This window comes from Priestia megaterium (assembly GCF_041941685.1).
In the GTDB taxonomy this organism is placed as follows: Bacteria; Bacillota; Bacilli; order Bacillales; family Bacillaceae_H; genus Priestia; species Priestia megaterium_C.
The window spans coordinates 4,122,736-4,139,547 of record NZ_CP130958.1 but is presented as its reverse complement, the minus strand read 5'-3'; the positions used below and the strand labels follow the sequence as shown (position 1 = coordinate 4,139,547).

The 16,812-nt window shown below is 38.4% G+C and carries 13 protein-coding genes and 1 pseudogene; all 14 read left to right on the top strand.

Going from position 1 to position 16,812, the window contains the following annotated elements:
• Nucleotides 1-28: 28 nt before the first annotated feature.
• The 14 genes and pseudogenes from Q5794_RS21880 (at nucleotide 29) to pgeF (ending at nucleotide 16,812) form a co-directional block, all read left to right on the top strand.
• Nucleotides 29-1,946 (top strand): annotated as a pseudogene (locus Q5794_RS21880) (stage V sporulation protein D).
• 211 nt (nucleotides 1,947-2,157) lie between these two features.
• The gene (locus Q5794_RS21875; RefSeq protein ID WP_192996201.1) at nucleotides 2,158-3,621 is read left to right on the top strand and encodes a UDP-N-acetylmuramoyl-L-alanyl-D-glutamate--2,6-diaminopimelate ligase; all 1,464 of its coding nucleotides are present in this window, start codon (nucleotides 2,158-2,160) and stop codon (nucleotides 3,619-3,621) included.
• Between the two features lie 61 nt (nucleotides 3,622-3,682).
• Nucleotides 3,683-4,657 carry a phospho-N-acetylmuramoyl-pentapeptide-transferase gene (mraY, locus tag Q5794_RS21870; RefSeq protein WP_013058961.1) on the top strand — a complete coding sequence of 325 codons (975 nt, stop codon included), beginning with the start codon at nucleotides 3,683-3,685 and terminating at the stop codon, nucleotides 4,655-4,657.
• The gene (murD, locus tag Q5794_RS21865; protein ID WP_192996203.1) at nucleotides 4,658-6,007 is read left to right on the top strand and encodes a UDP-N-acetylmuramoyl-L-alanine--D-glutamate ligase; all 1,350 of its coding nucleotides are present in this window, start codon (nucleotides 4,658-4,660) and stop codon (nucleotides 6,005-6,007) included.
• Between the two features lie 61 nt (nucleotides 6,008-6,068).
• The gene (gene spoVE, locus Q5794_RS21860; RefSeq protein WP_013058959.1) at nucleotides 6,069-7,169 is read left to right on the top strand and encodes a stage V sporulation protein E; all 1,101 of its coding nucleotides are present in this window, start codon (nucleotides 6,069-6,071) and stop codon (nucleotides 7,167-7,169) included.
• Between the two features lie 539 nt (nucleotides 7,170-7,708).
• The gene (gene murB, locus Q5794_RS21855) at nucleotides 7,709-8,614 is read left to right on the top strand and encodes a UDP-N-acetylmuramate dehydrogenase (protein WP_013058958.1); all 906 of its coding nucleotides are present in this window, start codon (nucleotides 7,709-7,711) and stop codon (nucleotides 8,612-8,614) included.
• 153 nt (nucleotides 8,615-8,767) lie between these two features.
• Nucleotides 8,768-9,526, top strand: a complete 759-nt coding sequence (locus Q5794_RS21850; RefSeq protein WP_192996206.1) for a cell division protein FtsQ/DivIB — start codon at nucleotides 8,768-8,770, stop codon at nucleotides 9,524-9,526.
• 425 nt (nucleotides 9,527-9,951) lie between these two features.
• Complete coding sequence (gene ftsA / locus Q5794_RS21845; protein ID WP_013058956.1) at nucleotides 9,952-11,247, top strand: cell division protein FtsA; 1,296 nt, start codon at nucleotides 9,952-9,954, stop codon at nucleotides 11,245-11,247.
• A 41-nt stretch (nucleotides 11,248-11,288) separates the two neighbouring features.
• The gene (ftsZ, locus tag Q5794_RS21840; protein WP_013058955.1) at nucleotides 11,289-12,446 is read left to right on the top strand and encodes a cell division protein FtsZ; all 1,158 of its coding nucleotides are present in this window, start codon (nucleotides 11,289-11,291) and stop codon (nucleotides 12,444-12,446) included.
• A gap of 276 nt (nucleotides 12,447-12,722) precedes the next feature.
• Nucleotides 12,723-13,646 (top strand): sigma-E processing peptidase SpoIIGA, encoded by a 924-nt coding sequence (gene spoIIGA / locus Q5794_RS21835; protein WP_098249241.1) that lies wholly within the window; start codon nucleotides 12,723-12,725, stop codon nucleotides 13,644-13,646.
• 30 nt (nucleotides 13,647-13,676) lie between these two features.
• Complete coding sequence (gene sigE / locus Q5794_RS21830) at nucleotides 13,677-14,396, top strand: RNA polymerase sporulation sigma factor SigE (RefSeq protein ID WP_013058953.1); 720 nt, start codon at nucleotides 13,677-13,679, stop codon at nucleotides 14,394-14,396.
• A gap of 148 nt (nucleotides 14,397-14,544) precedes the next feature.
• The gene (gene sigG, locus Q5794_RS21825) at nucleotides 14,545-15,324 is read left to right on the top strand and encodes an RNA polymerase sporulation sigma factor SigG (RefSeq protein WP_013058952.1); all 780 of its coding nucleotides are present in this window, start codon (nucleotides 14,545-14,547) and stop codon (nucleotides 15,322-15,324) included.
• Nucleotides 15,325-15,661: 337 nt separating this feature from the next.
• Entirely contained in the window at nucleotides 15,662-15,916 is a 255-nt protein-coding gene (locus tag Q5794_RS21820) for a YlmC/YmxH family sporulation protein (RefSeq protein ID WP_013058951.1), read from the top strand.
• Nucleotides 15,917-15,990: 74 nt separating this feature from the next.
• Nucleotides 15,991-16,812 carry a peptidoglycan editing factor PgeF gene (gene pgeF / locus Q5794_RS21815; RefSeq protein ID WP_374988425.1) on the top strand — a complete coding sequence of 274 codons (822 nt, stop codon included), beginning with the start codon at nucleotides 15,991-15,993 and terminating at the stop codon, nucleotides 16,810-16,812.

The window sequence follows — 16,812 nt, the reverse complement described above, 5'->3', positions numbered from 1 at the left end:
CGAGCCGATTCAGAGGAGGTTCTAATATATGCGGGTATCAGGAGTCACAGTTCGTAAAAGGCTAGCCATTGTTTTGTTTGTCGGTTTTATTGTGTTTTTGATTATTGATACAAGGCTTGGGTATGTACAGTTGCTGACTGGGGATACGCTAACTGAAAAAGCCAAAGACTTATGGAGTCGAAATATTCCTTTTGAACCAGAAAGAGGAAAGATACTAGATCGCAATGATGTGGCACTTGCTACAAATAAAAGTGCACCGACCGTTTTAGTTATGCCAAGACAAGTTGAAAATCCAGCTGTTACGGCTGAAAAGTTAGCAAAAGTGCTAGGAGCATCAAAAGAAAAAGTATATGAACAAATAACAAAAGCTTCTTCTAGCGTATATTTGCGTCCTGAGGGAAGAAAAAATTTCACATACGAAAGCAAATGAAGTGCGGAATTTAAATTTAAAAGGCGTATATATAGCTGAAGATTCTAAGCGGTACTATCCGTTTGGAAGTTATTTGTCGCATGTATTAGGCTTTGCGGGAGTAGATAATCAAGGGTTAACAGGCCTTGAATTATATTATGATAAAGAGCTAAAAGGACAAAAAGGTTCAGTTAAATTGTATTCTGATGCTAAAGGTAAAAAGATGCCCAATATAGCTGATGACTACACAGCACCTGTGGACGGGTTGGATTTGAGATTGACCATTGATTCACGCGTGCAAACGATCATGGAGCGTGAGTTGGATAATGCTCAGACAGCTTATAACCCAGATGGTATGATTGCCATTGCGATGAATCCTAAAAACGGTGAAATTTTAGGTATGTCAAGTCGTCCGGGATTTGATCCTACGGATTTTAAAAATGTGAAGCCTGAAGTGTATAATCGCAACCTTCCAATCTGGAGCGTATATGAGCCCGGATCAACGTTTAAGATTATTACACTGGCAGCTGCTCTTGAAGAAAAGAAAGTGGATTTACTAAAAGATCAATTTTACGATGATGGAGCCGCGGAAGTTGGAGGAGCGAGACTTCGCTGCTGGAAAAAAGGGGGACATGGACAGCAGTCTTTTTTAGAAGTTGTACAGAACTCATGTAACCCTGGTTTTGTGGAGCTTGGGGAACGTTTGGGAAAAGATAAATTGTTCAAATACATTAAAGAATTTGGCTTTGGTCAAAAAACAGGTATTGATTTACAAGGGGAAGCAAAAGGAATTTTGTTCCCGCTTGATCGCGTAGGGCCGGTTGAACAAGCTACAACAGCTTTTGGGCAAGGGGTTGCTGTTACGCCTATTCAACAAGTAGCTGCTGTTTCAGCAGCCGTAAACGGTGGAACGCTTTATGAACCTTATATTGCAAAAGAGTGGGTAGATCCAACTACCGGAAAAGTTGTAAGCAGTCATAAGCCGGTTGCTAAGCGAAAAGTTATTTCCGAGGAAACGTCTAAGCAAGTGCGTTTTGCTCTTGAAAGTGTAGTAGCACAAGGAAGCGGAAAAGGAGCTTTTGTGGAAGGGTACCGCGTTGGAGGAAAGACGGGTACTGCGCAGAAAGCTCAAAATGGAAAGTATTTAAAAAATAATCACATCGTTTCTTTTATCGGTGTTGCACCAGCAGATAACCCTGAAATTGTCGTGTATGTTGCGGTTGATAATCCAAAAGGCACCATTCAGTTTGGTGGAGTTGTAGCAGCTCCGATTGTAGGTAAAATGATTGAAGACAGTTTGCGTGTGATGGACGTTAAACCGCGTAAAGGACAAATTGAAAAAGAGTTAACGTGGCTGGACACACCAATGATAAAAGTACCAAATGTCGTAGGAATGTCAAAAAAAGAGTTACAAGAACAGCTACTTAATTTAAAATTAGATGTGAGTGGCGAAGGAGATAAAGTGGTCAAGCAGTCTCCTGAAGCCGGAACGAAAGTTAAAGAAGGCGAAACGGTTAGAATTTATATGGGAAAATAAAAATCTCTATAAACCACTATTCTTCCTTGCATGATAATCAGCAGGTTACTCTGCGTGTGAACATGAAATCAACAAATAAGCCTTGGGGGTGTTCCCTCCGGGCTTCTTTTTCTGTAAAATGTAATAGGTTAGGTGCTAGAAAAAGAAGAATGGTTGCCATAGCGTCTTATAACAAACGTTTCACTTTACAAATAGAGAGGACATGGTAGGAATGGATTTACGAGAACTACTAACACATTTACATGATTTTGTTCAGCTTCCTGAACAGAATATTGATATTACGTCAATTGAAATGGATTCAAGAGAAGTTAAGCCCGGAGCATTGTTCATTTGTATAGACGGCTATACAGTTGATGGACATAGCTTTGCACAGATGGCTGTGGAAAAAGGGGCAGTAGCAATCTTAGCAGAAAAGCCTGTGGATGTAGAAGTACCTGTTGTACGCGTAAAGAGTACAAAACGAGCAATGGCAGTGCTAGCGGATGCTTTCTACAATCAGCCCACACAAAAAATGCATTTAATTGGTGTAACAGGCACAAATGGAAAAACAACGATTACACATTTAATTGAGCATATCTTTAAATCACAACATAAAAAGACGGGTCTAATTGGAACGATTGAAATTCGTATTGGTGATACGTCTTATGATGTGAAAAACACAACGCCTGAATCGCTTACGCTCCAAAAAACATTTCACCAAATGGTGGAAGAAAATGTAGAAGTAGCGATGATGGAAGTATCATCTCATGCACTTGACTTAGGACGCGTACACGGGTGCGACTTTGACGTGGCAGTATTTAGTAACTTAACGCAAGATCACCTGGACTATCATCATACAATGGAAGATTATCGTCGTGCGAAAGGGTTGCTATTTGCACAGTTAGGAAACGCTTATAACCATAATCGTCCTAAATTCGCTGTTCTTAATGCTGATGATGCGGCAACCGAGGAATATATTAAAAACACGGCTGCTACAGTGATTACCTATGGCATTGACCGTGACAGTGATATTCGTGCAACAAATATTCAAATTACAAACAGCGGCACAACGTTCGACTTGACAACGCCGACAGAAACGGTTCGTGTAGAAATGAAGCTTATTGGGAAATTCAGCGTCTACAACGTATTAGCGGCTACGGCTTCATGTTTAGTGTCAGGTATTCCTCTGTCAGTTATTGTCGAGGAAATAAAAGTGTTAGAAGGCGTGTCTGGGCGTTTTGAAGTGGTTGATGCGGAGCAAGATTTTACGGTTATCGTTGATTATGCCCACACGCCGGACAGCTTAGAGAACGTGTTAAAAACTGTAAAAGAATTCGCAAAACGCAATATATATGTTATTGTTGGTTGTGGCGGAGATCGAGATCGTACAAAACGACCAATCATGGCTCGGATTGCAGCTGAATACAGTACACAAGCTATTTTGACATCGGATAATCCACGAAGTGAAGATCCATTGGCTATTTTAAAAGATATGGAAGAGGGTTTGGATACAGATAACTATGTGACGATTGCTGATCGTGCAGAAGCTATTCGCTATGCAGTGGAAGCAGCGCATGCAGATGATGTTATTGTCATTGCTGGAAAAGGGCACGAGACCTATCAAATTATTGGTAAAAAAGTATTCGATTTTGACGATCGAGAAGTAGCACGCAAAATGATTGAGGAGCGAAAGTAGTAATGAAATGGGTAGAGAACAAAATGAGTCGGAATGAGTTGGAAGTTAAGGAGGGGGCATCGTGCTAGAACAATCAATTTTATTGACAATCGGCGTAGCCTTTTTGATTACGGTTGTATTGTCGCCGATTTTTATTCCCTTCTTAAGAAGATTAAAGTTTGGTCAAAGTATTCGTGATGAAGGCCCGAAATCTCACCAGAAAAAATCAGGTACACCTACAATGGGCGGTATCATGATTTTATTATCTATTATTGTGGCAACTCTTATTATGGTCAATCAGTATGCAGAACTTACATATAAGACGTTTCTATTATTATTTGTCACAATCGGATTTGGTTTATTAGGATTTTTAGATGATTTTATAAAAGTAGTGTTAAAGCGTAACCTTGGATTAACATCTAAACAAAAGTTTTTAGGTCAGGTTGTCATTTCAATTATTTTTTACTTTATTGCAAGACAGTTTGAGTTTTCAACTGAAGTGACGATTCCAGGAATTAAAGACCCAATCGATTTAGGTTGGTTTTATGTTGTTTTCCTCATCATCTGGCTTGTTGGTTTTTCAAACGCGGTTAACTTAACGGATGGATTAGACGGACTTGTATCTGGTACAAGTGCGATTGCTTTTGGTGCATTTGCAGTTCTTGCCTGGAATGCAGAACAGTTTGAACTATCTATTTTCTCAGTTGCTGTAGTAGGAGCTGTGTTAGGATTTTTAGTTTTTAATGCCCATCCTGCAAAAGTATTTATGGGAGATACGGGTTCTTTAGCGCTAGGAGGAGCTATCGCTACGGTGGCTGTCTTAATGAAAATGGAATTCTTGCTTGTTATTATCGGTGGTGTGTTTGTTATTGAAACACTATCTGTTATTATTCAAGTCGCATCTTTCAAAACAACAGGAAAACGTGTGTTTAAAATGAGCCCGCTTCATCACCATTACGAGCTAAGCGGCTGGTCGGAATGGCGCGTAGTTATGACTTTTTGGGCTGTAGGACTATTATTTGCAATGCTTGGAATTTATATCGAGGTGTGGATTTAAATGAAATCAGTCAATACGTATCAAGGTAAACAAGTACTTATTTTAGGATTAGCCAAGAGCGGTTTAGCAGCCGCTCAGTTAGTTAAACAGCTTGGTGCTAAAGTAGTCGTTAATGATCAAAAACCGTACGAAGAGAACGTAGCAGCACAGGAATTAGAAAAAACGGGCATTGAAGTTGTCTGTGGACATCATCCGCTTGAGCTTTTAGACAAAGCGGATGTTATTGTAAAAAACCCTGGGATTCCGTATTCAAATGTTCTATTGCAAGAAGCATTAAAGCGAAATATTCCGATTTTAACAGAGGTAGAATTGGCTTATGAAATTAGTGAAGCTCCTTTTATCGGAATTACGGGAAGCAATGGGAAGACAACAACAACAACGCTAATTTATAAAATGTTAGAAGAAGATCAAAAGCAGCCGTTGATTGCTGGAAATATTGGAACAGTAGCTTGTGAAGTGGCGCAAAAAGCAACAAAGGACAATGTAATTGTAACGGAGCTTTCTTCTTTTCAGCTGATGGGAATTGAAAAATTCCGTCCGAAAATCTCTTTATTATTGAATTTGTTTGATGCTCACTTAGACTATCATGGTACAAAAGAGGAATATATCAAAGCGAAAGCAAATCTCTTTAACAATCAAACAAATGAAGACTTTGCCGTTATTAATGCGGATGATGAGCTAGTGATGAAAGCTAGTGCAGGTGTTAAAGCGACAAAAGTACCTTTTTCTGTTACAGCTCAAACGACAGAAGGAGCGTATATTAAAAACGAAACCATTTTCTTTAAAGATGAAGAAGTGATGTCCTTAAAAGATGTAGTGCTGCCAGGCAGACATAATCAAGAAAACATTTTAGCAGCTGTATCCGTTGTGAAGCTGTACGGCTGTTCAAATGAAGCTATCTACCGCGTGCTCACAACGTTTGCTGGTGTTAAACACCGCGTTCAATATGTCACGACAATCAACAAACGTAAGTTTTATAATGACTCTAAAGCTACGAATATGCTTGCTACAAAAGTAGCTCTTTCCGCTTTTTCGCAGCCGACGATTCTACTTGCAGGTGGACTCGATCGCGGCAATGAGTTTGATGATTTAAAAGAAGAGTTTAAAAATGTGAAAGCTGTTATTACGTTTGGTGAAACGGCTCCTAAAATTGAACGCGTAGCAAAAGAAGCGGGAATACAAATTGTAAAACGTGTCGATAATGTTAAACAAGCAGTTTCAGAAGCATATGCTTGTTCAGATGAAGAAGATGTTATTTTATTATCTCCTGCTTGTGCAAGCTGGGATCAATTTAAAACTTTTGAAGAACGTGGTGACATCTTTATTGAATCTGTGCATAAACTGAAATAAGGGCTTGTCTAAACACCTAGAAAATACACTAGCCCTAATCTATTTTTAGAGGTGTGTGACAGTGTCGACAAAAAGGTCTACCCCAGATTTTTTTCTCATAATCGTTACGCTTTCCTTGCTAACCATCGGCCTTATCATGGTATACAGCGCAAGTGCGGTATGGGCTACATACAAGTTTAATGATTCTTTTTTCTTTGCTAAACGCCAGCTCTTATTTGCAGGGCTTGGAGTATGCGCGATGTTTGTCATCATGAATATTGATTATTGGATGTGGCGTACGTGGGCAAAGCCAATTGTAATCATTTGCTTTGTTATGCTGGTACTTGTATTGATTCCGGGAGTAGGGCTAGTACGGAATGGGTCGCAAAGTTGGATAGGTGTTGGAGCGTTTTCGATTCAGCCTTCAGAATTTATGAAGTTTGCTATGATTATATTTTTAGCGAAATATTTATCAGAAAATCAGAAGAAAATTACATCCTTTAGAAAAGGAATGTTACCGGCATTATTACTGGTTTTCTTACCGTTTGGCATTATTATGATGCAGCCGGATTTAGGAACAGGAACGGTGCTTGTTGGAACTTGTTTAGTCATGATTTTTGTTTCAGGAGCAAAAGTAAGTCACTTTGCAGGTCTTGGGTTGCTTGGCGTTGCCGGTTTTGTAGGGCTTGTTTTATCGGCTCCTTATCGGATTAAACGCATCACCTCATTTTTAAATCCTTGGGAAGATCCGCTTGGAAGCGGGTTTCAAATCATTCAATCTCTTTATGCAATTGGGCCGGGGGGATTGCTTGGATTAGGGTTAGGGCAAAGTAGACAAAAGTTCTTTTATTTGCCGGAGCCTCAAACTGATTTTATTTTTGCTATTCTGGCAGAAGAGCTCGGTTTCATCGGCGGAACACTTGTTCTGCTTTTGTTTAGCTTATTGCTTTGGAGAGGAATTAAAGTAGCGCTCGGAGCACCTGATCTTTACGGAACGTTTTTAGCCTTAGGAATTATTTCAATGGTTGCGATTCAAGTCATGATTAATATAGGCGTGGTAACAGGTCTTATGCCTGTTACGGGAATTACGCTTCCATTTTTAAGTTACGGCGGATCATCGCTGACGCTCATGCTGGCAGCAGTTGGAGTTTTGTTAAATGTTAGTAGATATTCTCGCTATTAATTAAAAAAAATTGTATAATGTCAAGTAGGCAATGGTCTACTGAAGTAAACCGTCATCTTAAATCCAAGTGCACACCGGATTTTGTTGGCGGTTTATTTTCGATTTTTTACAGGTAGATGATATTTTTGTATGAAATGTTTTTAAAATGTAATGTTGTGATAACCAATTTTGAGTCCAACTATGGTATGATGTGTAAGGTTAAATATTTTATTTTAGTGATTAGGTGAACGTATGTGCACTTATGAGCGTAGCGTTTTTTATGACTGTCAGCATGTGTTTAACTTCTAAATGAAAAACGATAAAAAAACAATCAAAATTACTTTATATAGCAGATGAACGTACATTCTATGGGTGAATGTCATACGATAAATAAAAATGATGAAATTGACAACAGAATAGAGTGCCATTGTAGAAAAAACGTATCTTACAAGGTGCTGCTGCTTAGTTATGAATCTGTTCTTATTATTCTTATGCATTAGAAGTAAGGGCGCATTGACATGAAAGTTTTATAACAGCAAAGAGGGTTTTAGGAGGTTCTTATGGAAGCGTTAGTAAAAGAGTTAGTCGAAGCGAATATTGGAAAGGTTCGTGAAAATGAACCGCTAGCAAAACATACAACAATGAAAATTGGTGGTCCAGCAGATGTGCTTGTAGAACCTGATTCTGTTGATCACTTAAAAGTTACAATGGATATTATTAAAAAACATGGCGTGAAATGGAGAGCGATTGGTCGAGGATCTAATCTTCTTGTTTCTGATAAGGGAATTGAAGGTGTGGTCATTAAGCTCGGAGCCGGATTAGATGATTTAACAGTAGATGGAGAGACGGTTACTGTAGGTGGGGGATACCCTAGCATCAAGCTTGCAACAGTTATTACAAAACAAGGTCTGTCTGGATTGGAGTTTTCAAGTGGAATTCCTGGATCTGTGGGAGGCGCTGTTTATATGAATGCAGGTGCCCATGGTTCTGATATGTCTCATGTAGTCGAAAAAGCGCTGATTTTATTTGAAGATGGCACTCTTGAGTGGCTGACAAATGAAGAGCTTCAATTTTCTTATCGTCATTCAATTCTACAAAAAGACCGTCCCGGAGTATGTGTAGAAGCCGTGCTGCGTTTGAAAAAGGGAACGAAAGATGATATTGTGGCGGTCATGCAGAAAAATAAAGACTATCGCCGCGAAACACAGCCTTGGAATTTTCCTTGTGCGGGAAGTATTTTTAGAAATCCGCTTCCAAATTATGCAGGAGACTTAATCGAAAAGTCCAACTTAAAAGGTTTTTCAGTAGGCGGTGCGCAAATTAGTGAGCAGCATGCGAACTTCATTGTCAATACAGGAGATGCAACGGCTTCAGACGTGCTGAATTTAATTGCTCATGTTAAGAAAACAATTAAAGAGAAATTCGATATTGATATTCATACAGAAGTTGAGATTATCGGCCGCTAATTACTCAGCCCGTCGCTGTATGGTTATGCGTGAAAAGGTAGCTTTTATGTGTTTATTCTATGCTATAATGGGGATATTCTCATGAAGCAAAGATTGGAAATAAATAGATGGTAATTCTTCGTTTATTTTCTCAAATGGATAAGGGTGAAAAAAATGGAAAAAGGTAAGTTAATTGTTTTAGAAGATCGGGTACCGAAGCTGCAAGAACAGCGAAAGCAAAAAGCAAATAGACGGCTTATTTTGTATTTATCACTCTTTTTCATCCTTATTTTATTTATTGTGTATTCTCAATCTTCTCTGAGCAATGTTTCTAACATTGAAGTACAAGGGAATAAACATGTAAGTGATAAGGATATTGTCAAAGCGAGTGGTCTGTCCAAAAAAACCAGCTACTGGAAAGCTGATGCTGATCAAATTCAGGGGAAAGTCGAGAAAAACCCTGAGGTAAAGGAAGCTGTCATTCACAAAACATTTCCTAATAAGGTCGTAATCGACGTAAAAGAGTATGCAAGAATTGCATATGTAACCTCAGGGAATAAATATTTCCCTGTGAATGAAAATGGAAAAGTTTTAAAAGAAGTAAGTGCTAAGAAAGTGTCATCCGACGCTCCGCTGCTAATTGACTGGAAAGACGGAGACGCTATACAAAGCATGGTTCAAGAATTAGCTAAAACGCCTAAGAGCATAAAAGGGGCTATTTCTGAGATTTACTACGCGCCGACAAAATCAGAACCTCTTCACATCGAGGTGTTTATGAATGATACGCGTGAAGTAAGCGGGAAAATTAGCAACTTCTCTGATAAAATTGTTCATTACCCAGCTATTGCAAGTAAATTGAGTGATGATCAAAAAGGTATTATTGATTTAGAAGAAGGATATGCATTTAAACCTTATAAAAAGAGCAAGCAGTAATTATTTTTTATAAGTGTTAATTAAAGGAAATAGATGAGTTGAGACTGGCAAACTAGCCCTTGTACATTGTATAATCACATGCAAGTATTCTGCATACATATGATTTTCTTCTCCGTTGCTGTGAAATGGAAATGTAATATTTGTTCTAGATAAGTTTCGCTTTTCTCAGTGTACATCTTAGTGTAGACTTGTAGTTAAATAGCTTTTTTCAGTGAATTTTAGGCTTAAATCTAAAAAAAAGTCAAAACCAGAACGTTTTGTTCTTTGAAAGAGATAAAGTCTGTGAAAAACTTGAAAAAAATTGATTTTACAAAAGGGAAACAGATGTATTTGTTGAATATTTTCATATAATAAAAAATTAATATTGTTGTTCTTCTTAATTTATTAAGATGACATGTGCAGAAAGAAAAAGGAGGTGCCAAAGAATGAACAGCAATGAAATATACGTTAGTTTAGACATCGGTACATCCAGTGTGAAAGTAATCATCGGAGAGATGAGTAACGATTCATTGAATATCATTGGTGTAGGGAATGTTAAATCACACGGACTAAAAAAAGGTTCTATCGTTGATATAGATGCAACAGTTCAATCTATTAGAAAAGCAGTAGAACAAGCTGAACGAATGGTAGGCATTACAATTAAAAAGGTTGTAGTGGGCATAAGCGGAAATCATGTATTTTTACAAGATTGTCACGGAGTAGTAGCCGTGTCAAGCGAGAATCGTGAAATTACAAACGAAGATATTCATCGAGTAATTGATGCTGCTCAAGTCATGTCTATCCCGCCAGATCGTGAAATCATTGATGTTATTCCAAAGCAATTTATTGTAGATGGCTTAGAAGGTATTAACGATCCTAGAGGTATGATTGGGGTACGTTTAGAAATGGAAGGTACAATCATAACAGGATCTAGAACGGTTTTACATAACTTATTACGCTGTGTAGAAAGAGCTGGTTTAGAAATCAGTGATATTTGTTTACAGCCTCTAGCCGCTGGTTCAATTGCATTATCTCGTGATGAAAAAAACTTAGGTGTCGCACTGGTAGATATCGGTGGAGGTTCAACAACGGTTGCGATCTTTGACCAAGGACATTTGAAAGTAACAAATGTACTAGCTGTTGGCGGAGAGCACATTACCAAGGATTTATCGATTGGCCTTCGCACATCGACTGAAGATGCGGAAAATATTAAGATAAAGCATGGACATGCTTTCTACGATCATGCTTCTGAGGAAGAAGTATTTAGTGTACCGATCATTGGAAGCGATCAGCATCAGCAGTTTAATCAGCTCGAAATCTCTGATATTATTGAAGCTAGATTAGAAGAGATTTTAGATATGATTACGCAGGAGGTAAATCGCCTAGGATATAAAGATATTCCAGGAGGATTTGTTTTAACAGGCGGAGTAGTAGCGATGCCTGGTATTCTTGAGCTAGCTCAAGTAATTTTAAAGAATAACGTGCGCATAGCAGTGCCTGATTATATTGGAGTACGTGAGCCGCATTATACAACAGGCGTAGGATTAATAAAATTTGCATACAAAAATGCTAAAATACAAGGCCGAGAAATTGGAGCGCCAGTTGTGGAAGAAGAGCCGATTGAGCAAGAAATGATCAAACCTAGCCCGAAACCACAGCAGCCGCAACAATCAGCTGAGCAGCCGAAAAAGAAAAATGACCAAAATTTAATGAAGAAGTTTTTTGGATACTTCTTTGATTAACGTTACGGATTGGTAATTTCGAAGAATTAGGAGGAACTATCATGTTGGAGTTTGATACAAGTGTAGACCAATTAGCGACGATTAAAGTAATCGGTGTCGGAGGCGGCGGTAACAACGCGGTTAACCGAATGATTGAACATGGCGTCCAAGGTGTAGAATTTATTGCAGTTAATACAGATGCACAAGCATTAAATTTATCAAAAGCTGAAACGAAAATGCAAATCGGCGCTAAATTAACAAGAGGATTAGGTGCAGGTGCTAATCCAGAAGTTGGTAAAAAAGCAGCTGAAGAAAGTAAGGAACAAATCCAAGAAGCCCTAAAAGGTGCAGACATGGTTTTCGTAACAGCTGGTATGGGTGGAGGAACTGGAACTGGTGCAGCTCCAGTCATTGCCCAAATTGCTCGCGAGCTAGGAGCATTAACGGTAGGTGTTGTTACTCGTCCGTTTACGTTTGAAGGCCGTAAGCGTTCTACTCAAGCAGCAGGCGGCATTGCGTCAATGAAAGAAGCAGTGGATACGCTGATTGTTATCCCGAATGATCGCTTATTAGAAATCGTTGATAAAAACACGCCAATGCTAGAAGCGTTCCGTGAAGCGGATAACGTATTGCGACAAGGTGTGCAAGGTATTTCAGATTTAATCGCAGTTCCTGGATTAATTAACTTAGACTTCGCTGACGTGAAAACAATTATGTCTAACAAAGGATCTGCCCTTATGGGTATCGGTATTGCGACTGGTGAAAACCGCGCTGCTGAAGCGGCTAAAAAAGCTATTTCAAGTCCACTTCTTGAAACATCTATCGATGGAGCTCAAGGTGTATTAATGAACATCACAGGCGGTACAAACCTAAGTCTTTACGAAGTACAAGAAGCTGCAGATATCGTTGCTTCGGCTTCTGACCAAGAAGTGAACATGATCTTTGGATCTGTTATTAACGAAAACCTAAAAGACGAGATTGTTGTTACAGTTATTGCAACTGGCTTTAGTGACCAAGATTTATCACAGCCAAAACCAGGTCGTCCTTCGTTATCAGCGAATCGCATGCAGCAATCGACACAGCAACCGGCTCCACAGCCGAAGCGTGAAGTAAAGCGTGAAGAACCTGTACAGCAAGAATATACGCGTCCATCTCAGCCACAGTCTGAAGATGCGCTAGATATTCCAACATTCTTACGAAACCGTAATCGTAGACGCTAAGAAAATAAAAAGCCAAGACCTCTGTTTTATACAGAGGTCTTTTTTTATGCAATGAATCTAGAAAACTCAAAAAGAATATAAAAAACATTCGACATGGTCAATATGATGCCTTCAAAGGGTTTGTGTTTTCTTTCTAAAAGTGGTGTGACAAATATCGAATGATTTCCTCAAAAATACTGCTTGTTTCTCGGCATGAACTGACAGACTTTCTAATAGGATGTACTATATACTAATTTTTAACAGAAAAATTCAGAAAGAATGGAGAGGTTATAAACATTGCCAATCTATTTAGATTTAATATGGATGCTGAATTTTGGGTTAGATACGATTTTACTAATGTTATGTGCAGTTGTACTTAAACGGAATTACAAGTGGTGGCGGCTTTTGCTTGGCGGCTTTATCGGTTCATTAATTGTCCTTCTTATGTTTACGCCTTTTTCTCATCTCATGGTTCACCCTGCTATTAAAATTTTATTCTCTTTTTTTATGGTATTGATGACGTTTGGTTATAAACGACTGCGCTTTTTCTTTGAGAATTTATTAACGTTTTATTTTACAACCTTTGTTGTTGGTGGAGGGTTAATGGGCGTTCACTTTTTATTTCAAGATCAGTTTCTTGTTCTTAATCAAATGGTTGATACGAAATCTCCACAGTTTGGTGATCCTATTAGCTGGATATTTGTTCTTATCGGTTTTCCGCTATTATCTTATTTTTCAAAAGCACGAGTTGATGATTTGCGAATGAAAAACATTACATTTGATCAGCTGGTAGATGTAGAAGTTATTTTAAACGAACAGACGCTGTCGATGAAAGGACTTATTGATAGTGGAAACCAGCTTGTAGATCCGCTGACGAAAACCCCAGTTATGATTGTTACAGCAGATTCTTTAAAAGAAATATTGCCTGAAGGCTTAATGGAATTAAGCAAAAATGTCCAATCTTTTTCACACAGCGAAGATATTGATCAAGAGTGGTATTCAAAAGTCCGCTTTGTCCCTTATCGAAGCGTGGGCCAAGCCAATCAGCTGCTGCTTGCTCTAAAGCCAGATATGGTAAGGCTGGTGCATCAGTCCAACACGATTGAAGTCACTAAAGTATTAGTAGGTATTAGTCATACAACGCTTTCAGTGGAGAAGCAATATGAGTGTATTGTTCATCCGAAGCTTATTGTTATTGGAGAAGTAAGTTCCGCATCGTAAAAGGTGTGAACAAATAAAGGAGGATACAGAATGGCTACATATCGAATTCGATTTCAATTATGGTGGTACAAATTATTAATTAAACTTAAGCTAAAAACAGATGAAGTGTACTATATAGGAGGAAGTGAAGCTCTTCCACCACCTTTAACAAAAGATGAAGAAGAAGTGCTCTTGAAAAAACTTCCATCAGGAGATGAAGCAGCACGTTCGCTGTTGATTGAGCGTAATTTGCGACTTGTTGTTTATATTGCCCGCAAGTTTGAAAATACGGGAATCAATATCGAGGATTTAATTAGCATCGGCACCATCGGTTTAATTAAAGCAGTAAACACGTTTAATCCTGAAAAGAAAATTAAGCTAGCGACGTACGCCTCTCGCTGTATTGAAAATGAAATTTTAATGTATTTGCGCCGCAACAATAAAATTCGATCTGAAGTTTCATTTGATGAGCCGTTAAATATTGATTGGGATGGAAACGAACTGCTATTATCTGACGTGATGGGAACCGAAGAAGATATCATCACCAAAGACCTAGAAGCGAATGTAGATCGAAAACTTTTGTTGAAAGCACTGCACCAATTAAATGATCGTGAAAAGCAAATTATGGAGCTGCGCTTTGGGCTAGCCGGCGGAGAAGAAAAAACGCAAAAAGATGTAGCTGATATGCTAGGCATTTCTCAGTCTTATATTTCAAGGCTTGAAAAACGAATTATTAAACGGCTTCGAAAAGAATTTAATAAAATGGTTTAAGTAAAAAAGCTGATTGTATAAGGGCTGAGAAGCATCTTATACAATCAGCTTTTTTAGTGGGGAATTGTCAGAATTGTAAAAGTGCATATTTTTTCCTTCTGAGGAGATACTGAATTCAGAACATCATCTCCTGTTAGGAGGGAAAGAGTTGACAAGAAATAAAGTAGAAATTTGTGGAGTAGATACTTCGAAACTTCCCGTATTAAAAAATGAAGAAATGCGAAAGTTGTTTAAACAAATGCAGGCTGGAGATGGAACAGCAAGAGAAAAGCTAGTAAGCGGAAATTTACGTCTCGTACTCAGCGTGATCCAACGTTTTAACAATCGTGGAGAATTTGTTGATGACTTATTTCAGGTTGGGTGTATTGGATTAATGAAATCCATTGACAATTTTGATTTAAGTCAAAACGTGAAGTTTTCTACATATGCTGTCCCAATGATTATAGGGGAAATTCGCCGCTATTTACGTGACAATAATCCAATCCGTGTTTCTCGTTCCCTTCGTGATATTGCTTATAAAGCTCTTCAAGTTCGTGAAAGGCTTATGAGTGAAACATCCAAGGAACCTACAGCTGAGGAAATTTCAAAAGTCCTAGAAGTGCCGCATGAAGAAATTGTGTTTGCTTTAGATGCTATCCAAGATCCGGTTTCTCTATTTGAACCTATCTACAATGATGGTGGAGATCCAATCTATGTCATGGATCAGCTAAGCGATGAACGCAACCGTGATTCAACTTGGATTGAAGAAATTGCTTTGCAAGAAGGTATGAGAAGATTGAACGAGCGAGAAAAACTAATTTTACGAAAGCGCTTCTTTCAAGGTAAAACACAGATGGAAGTGGCTGAAGAAATTGGTATTTCTCAAGCGCAGGTTTCTCGTTTAGAAAAAGCTGCTATTAAACAGATGAATAAAAATATTCAAAGTTAACAAAAGCTATCTAAATTGGCAGCTGCTCGCGTTCATACAATTAATACCATTCACTTTATTTGATGTTCAACTTAATAAGCATCGTGTCTATAAAAACAGACACGGTGCTTATTTTGTATGTATCAATGTATAATACATGACCAAAAGATATTCCTATCAGATTTCCTATTGCTGTGAGGATTTCTAGCTACTCGTTGAGAATGTCTCATGTGTAATTAGTGAACAAAATGCCTATAGAAAGAGAGTGGCAGAGAAAAAATAAGCTTTTCCTTCATGAAATGAAAATTTGAAAATATATATAGGCTAAGGAATAAAGTTTGCTATAGGAGGAGAGAGCATGTTAAAGATTTCAGAATTTCAGCTGAAAGATGTAGTGAATGTAGCTGATGGCAAAAAACTTGGAAATGTAGGGGATATTGATATTGACTTAACAACGGGAAAAATACAGGCCGTCATTATCGGAGGCTCTCGTGTATTGGGCTTCTTTGGAAAAGATGATGAAATTGTGATTCCGTGGAAAAATATTGTGAAAATTGGCTCTGATGTCATTTTAGTACGTTATAAAGACGCATTTCAGCCTGAAGAGAATTAGTTTTTTGTCAACAGCACCTAGCAATCTGTGGTACAATATGTGAGAACAAATGAAACAAGGGATGTGTCACATACATGAATCCTGAGCCATTAAAAAAAAGCCATCACGAGTCGTTTATGTGGCTGAGCCCTTGGGTAGAAAAGAATGATATGCTTGTTGCTGGTTTCACCACAAAAAATGGTGGCGTGAGTAAACCTCCATTTGCTTCTTTTAACCTAGGGCTTCACGTAAACGATAACGTAGAAGATGTTATTACAAATAGAAAAATTTTAGCAGCCGAACTAGACATGTCTTTTGAAAGCTTTGTATGTGCTGAACAAGTACATGAAGCAACTGTTCAAAAAGTAACAAAAGCCGACTGTGCAAAAGGAATCTACAAGTATGAAGAGGGCATAAAAGCAACGGATGGCATTTATACAAATGAATCTGATATTTTGTTAGCTTTATGTTATGCAGATTGTGTTCCGCTGTACTTCTATGCGCCTGATCACCATTTAGTTGGTCTAGCTCATGCTGGGTGGAAGGGAACAGTAAAAGATATTGCAGGAAATATGATTCGACATTGGGTAGAGCAAGAAAATGTTCCGATTGAAGATATTTACGTGGCGATTGGCCCTTCGATTGAAGATTGCTGTTATGTTGTCGATAACCGCGTCATTACACAAGTAAACGAAGTAGTTGGCCAAAATGGATATCAAGAAGTAAGCCCTGGACAATACGCGCTTAATTTAAAAAAAGTCAATAAGCTGCTGATTCAAAACGCAGGCGTATTGCCGGAACGAATTTTAACATCGTCGTATTGTACAAGCTGTGAAGATGACCTGTTCTTCTCTCATCGCCGCGACCAAGGGAAAACAGGACGCATGTTTAACTTCATAGGCTTTAAGGAGGAGTAA

Coding starts and splice junctions, on each gene's coding strand:
- Q5794_RS21875 (WP_192996201.1), top strand. CDS start 2,158: ATGGATTTACGAGAACTACTAACACATTTACATGATTTTGTTCAGCTT.
- murD (WP_192996203.1), top strand. CDS start 4,658: ATGAAATCAGTCAATACGTATCAAGGTAAACAAGTACTTATTTTAGGA.
- murB (WP_013058958.1), top strand. CDS start 7,709: ATGGAAGCGTTAGTAAAAGAGTTAGTCGAAGCGAATATTGGAAAGGTT.
- Q5794_RS21850 (WP_192996206.1), top strand. CDS start 8,768: ATGGAAAAAGGTAAGTTAATTGTTTTAGAAGATCGGGTACCGAAGCTG.
- ftsA (WP_013058956.1), top strand. CDS start 9,952: ATGAACAGCAATGAAATATACGTTAGTTTAGACATCGGTACATCCAGT.
- ftsZ (WP_013058955.1), top strand. CDS start 11,289: ATGTTGGAGTTTGATACAAGTGTAGACCAATTAGCGACGATTAAAGTA.
- sigE (WP_013058953.1), top strand. CDS start 13,677: ATGGCTACATATCGAATTCGATTTCAATTATGGTGGTACAAATTATTA.
- Q5794_RS21820 (WP_013058951.1), top strand. CDS start 15,662: ATGTTAAAGATTTCAGAATTTCAGCTGAAAGATGTAGTGAATGTAGCT.
- pgeF (WP_374988425.1), top strand. CDS start 15,991: ATGAATCCTGAGCCATTAAAAAAAAGCCATCACGAGTCGTTTATGTGG.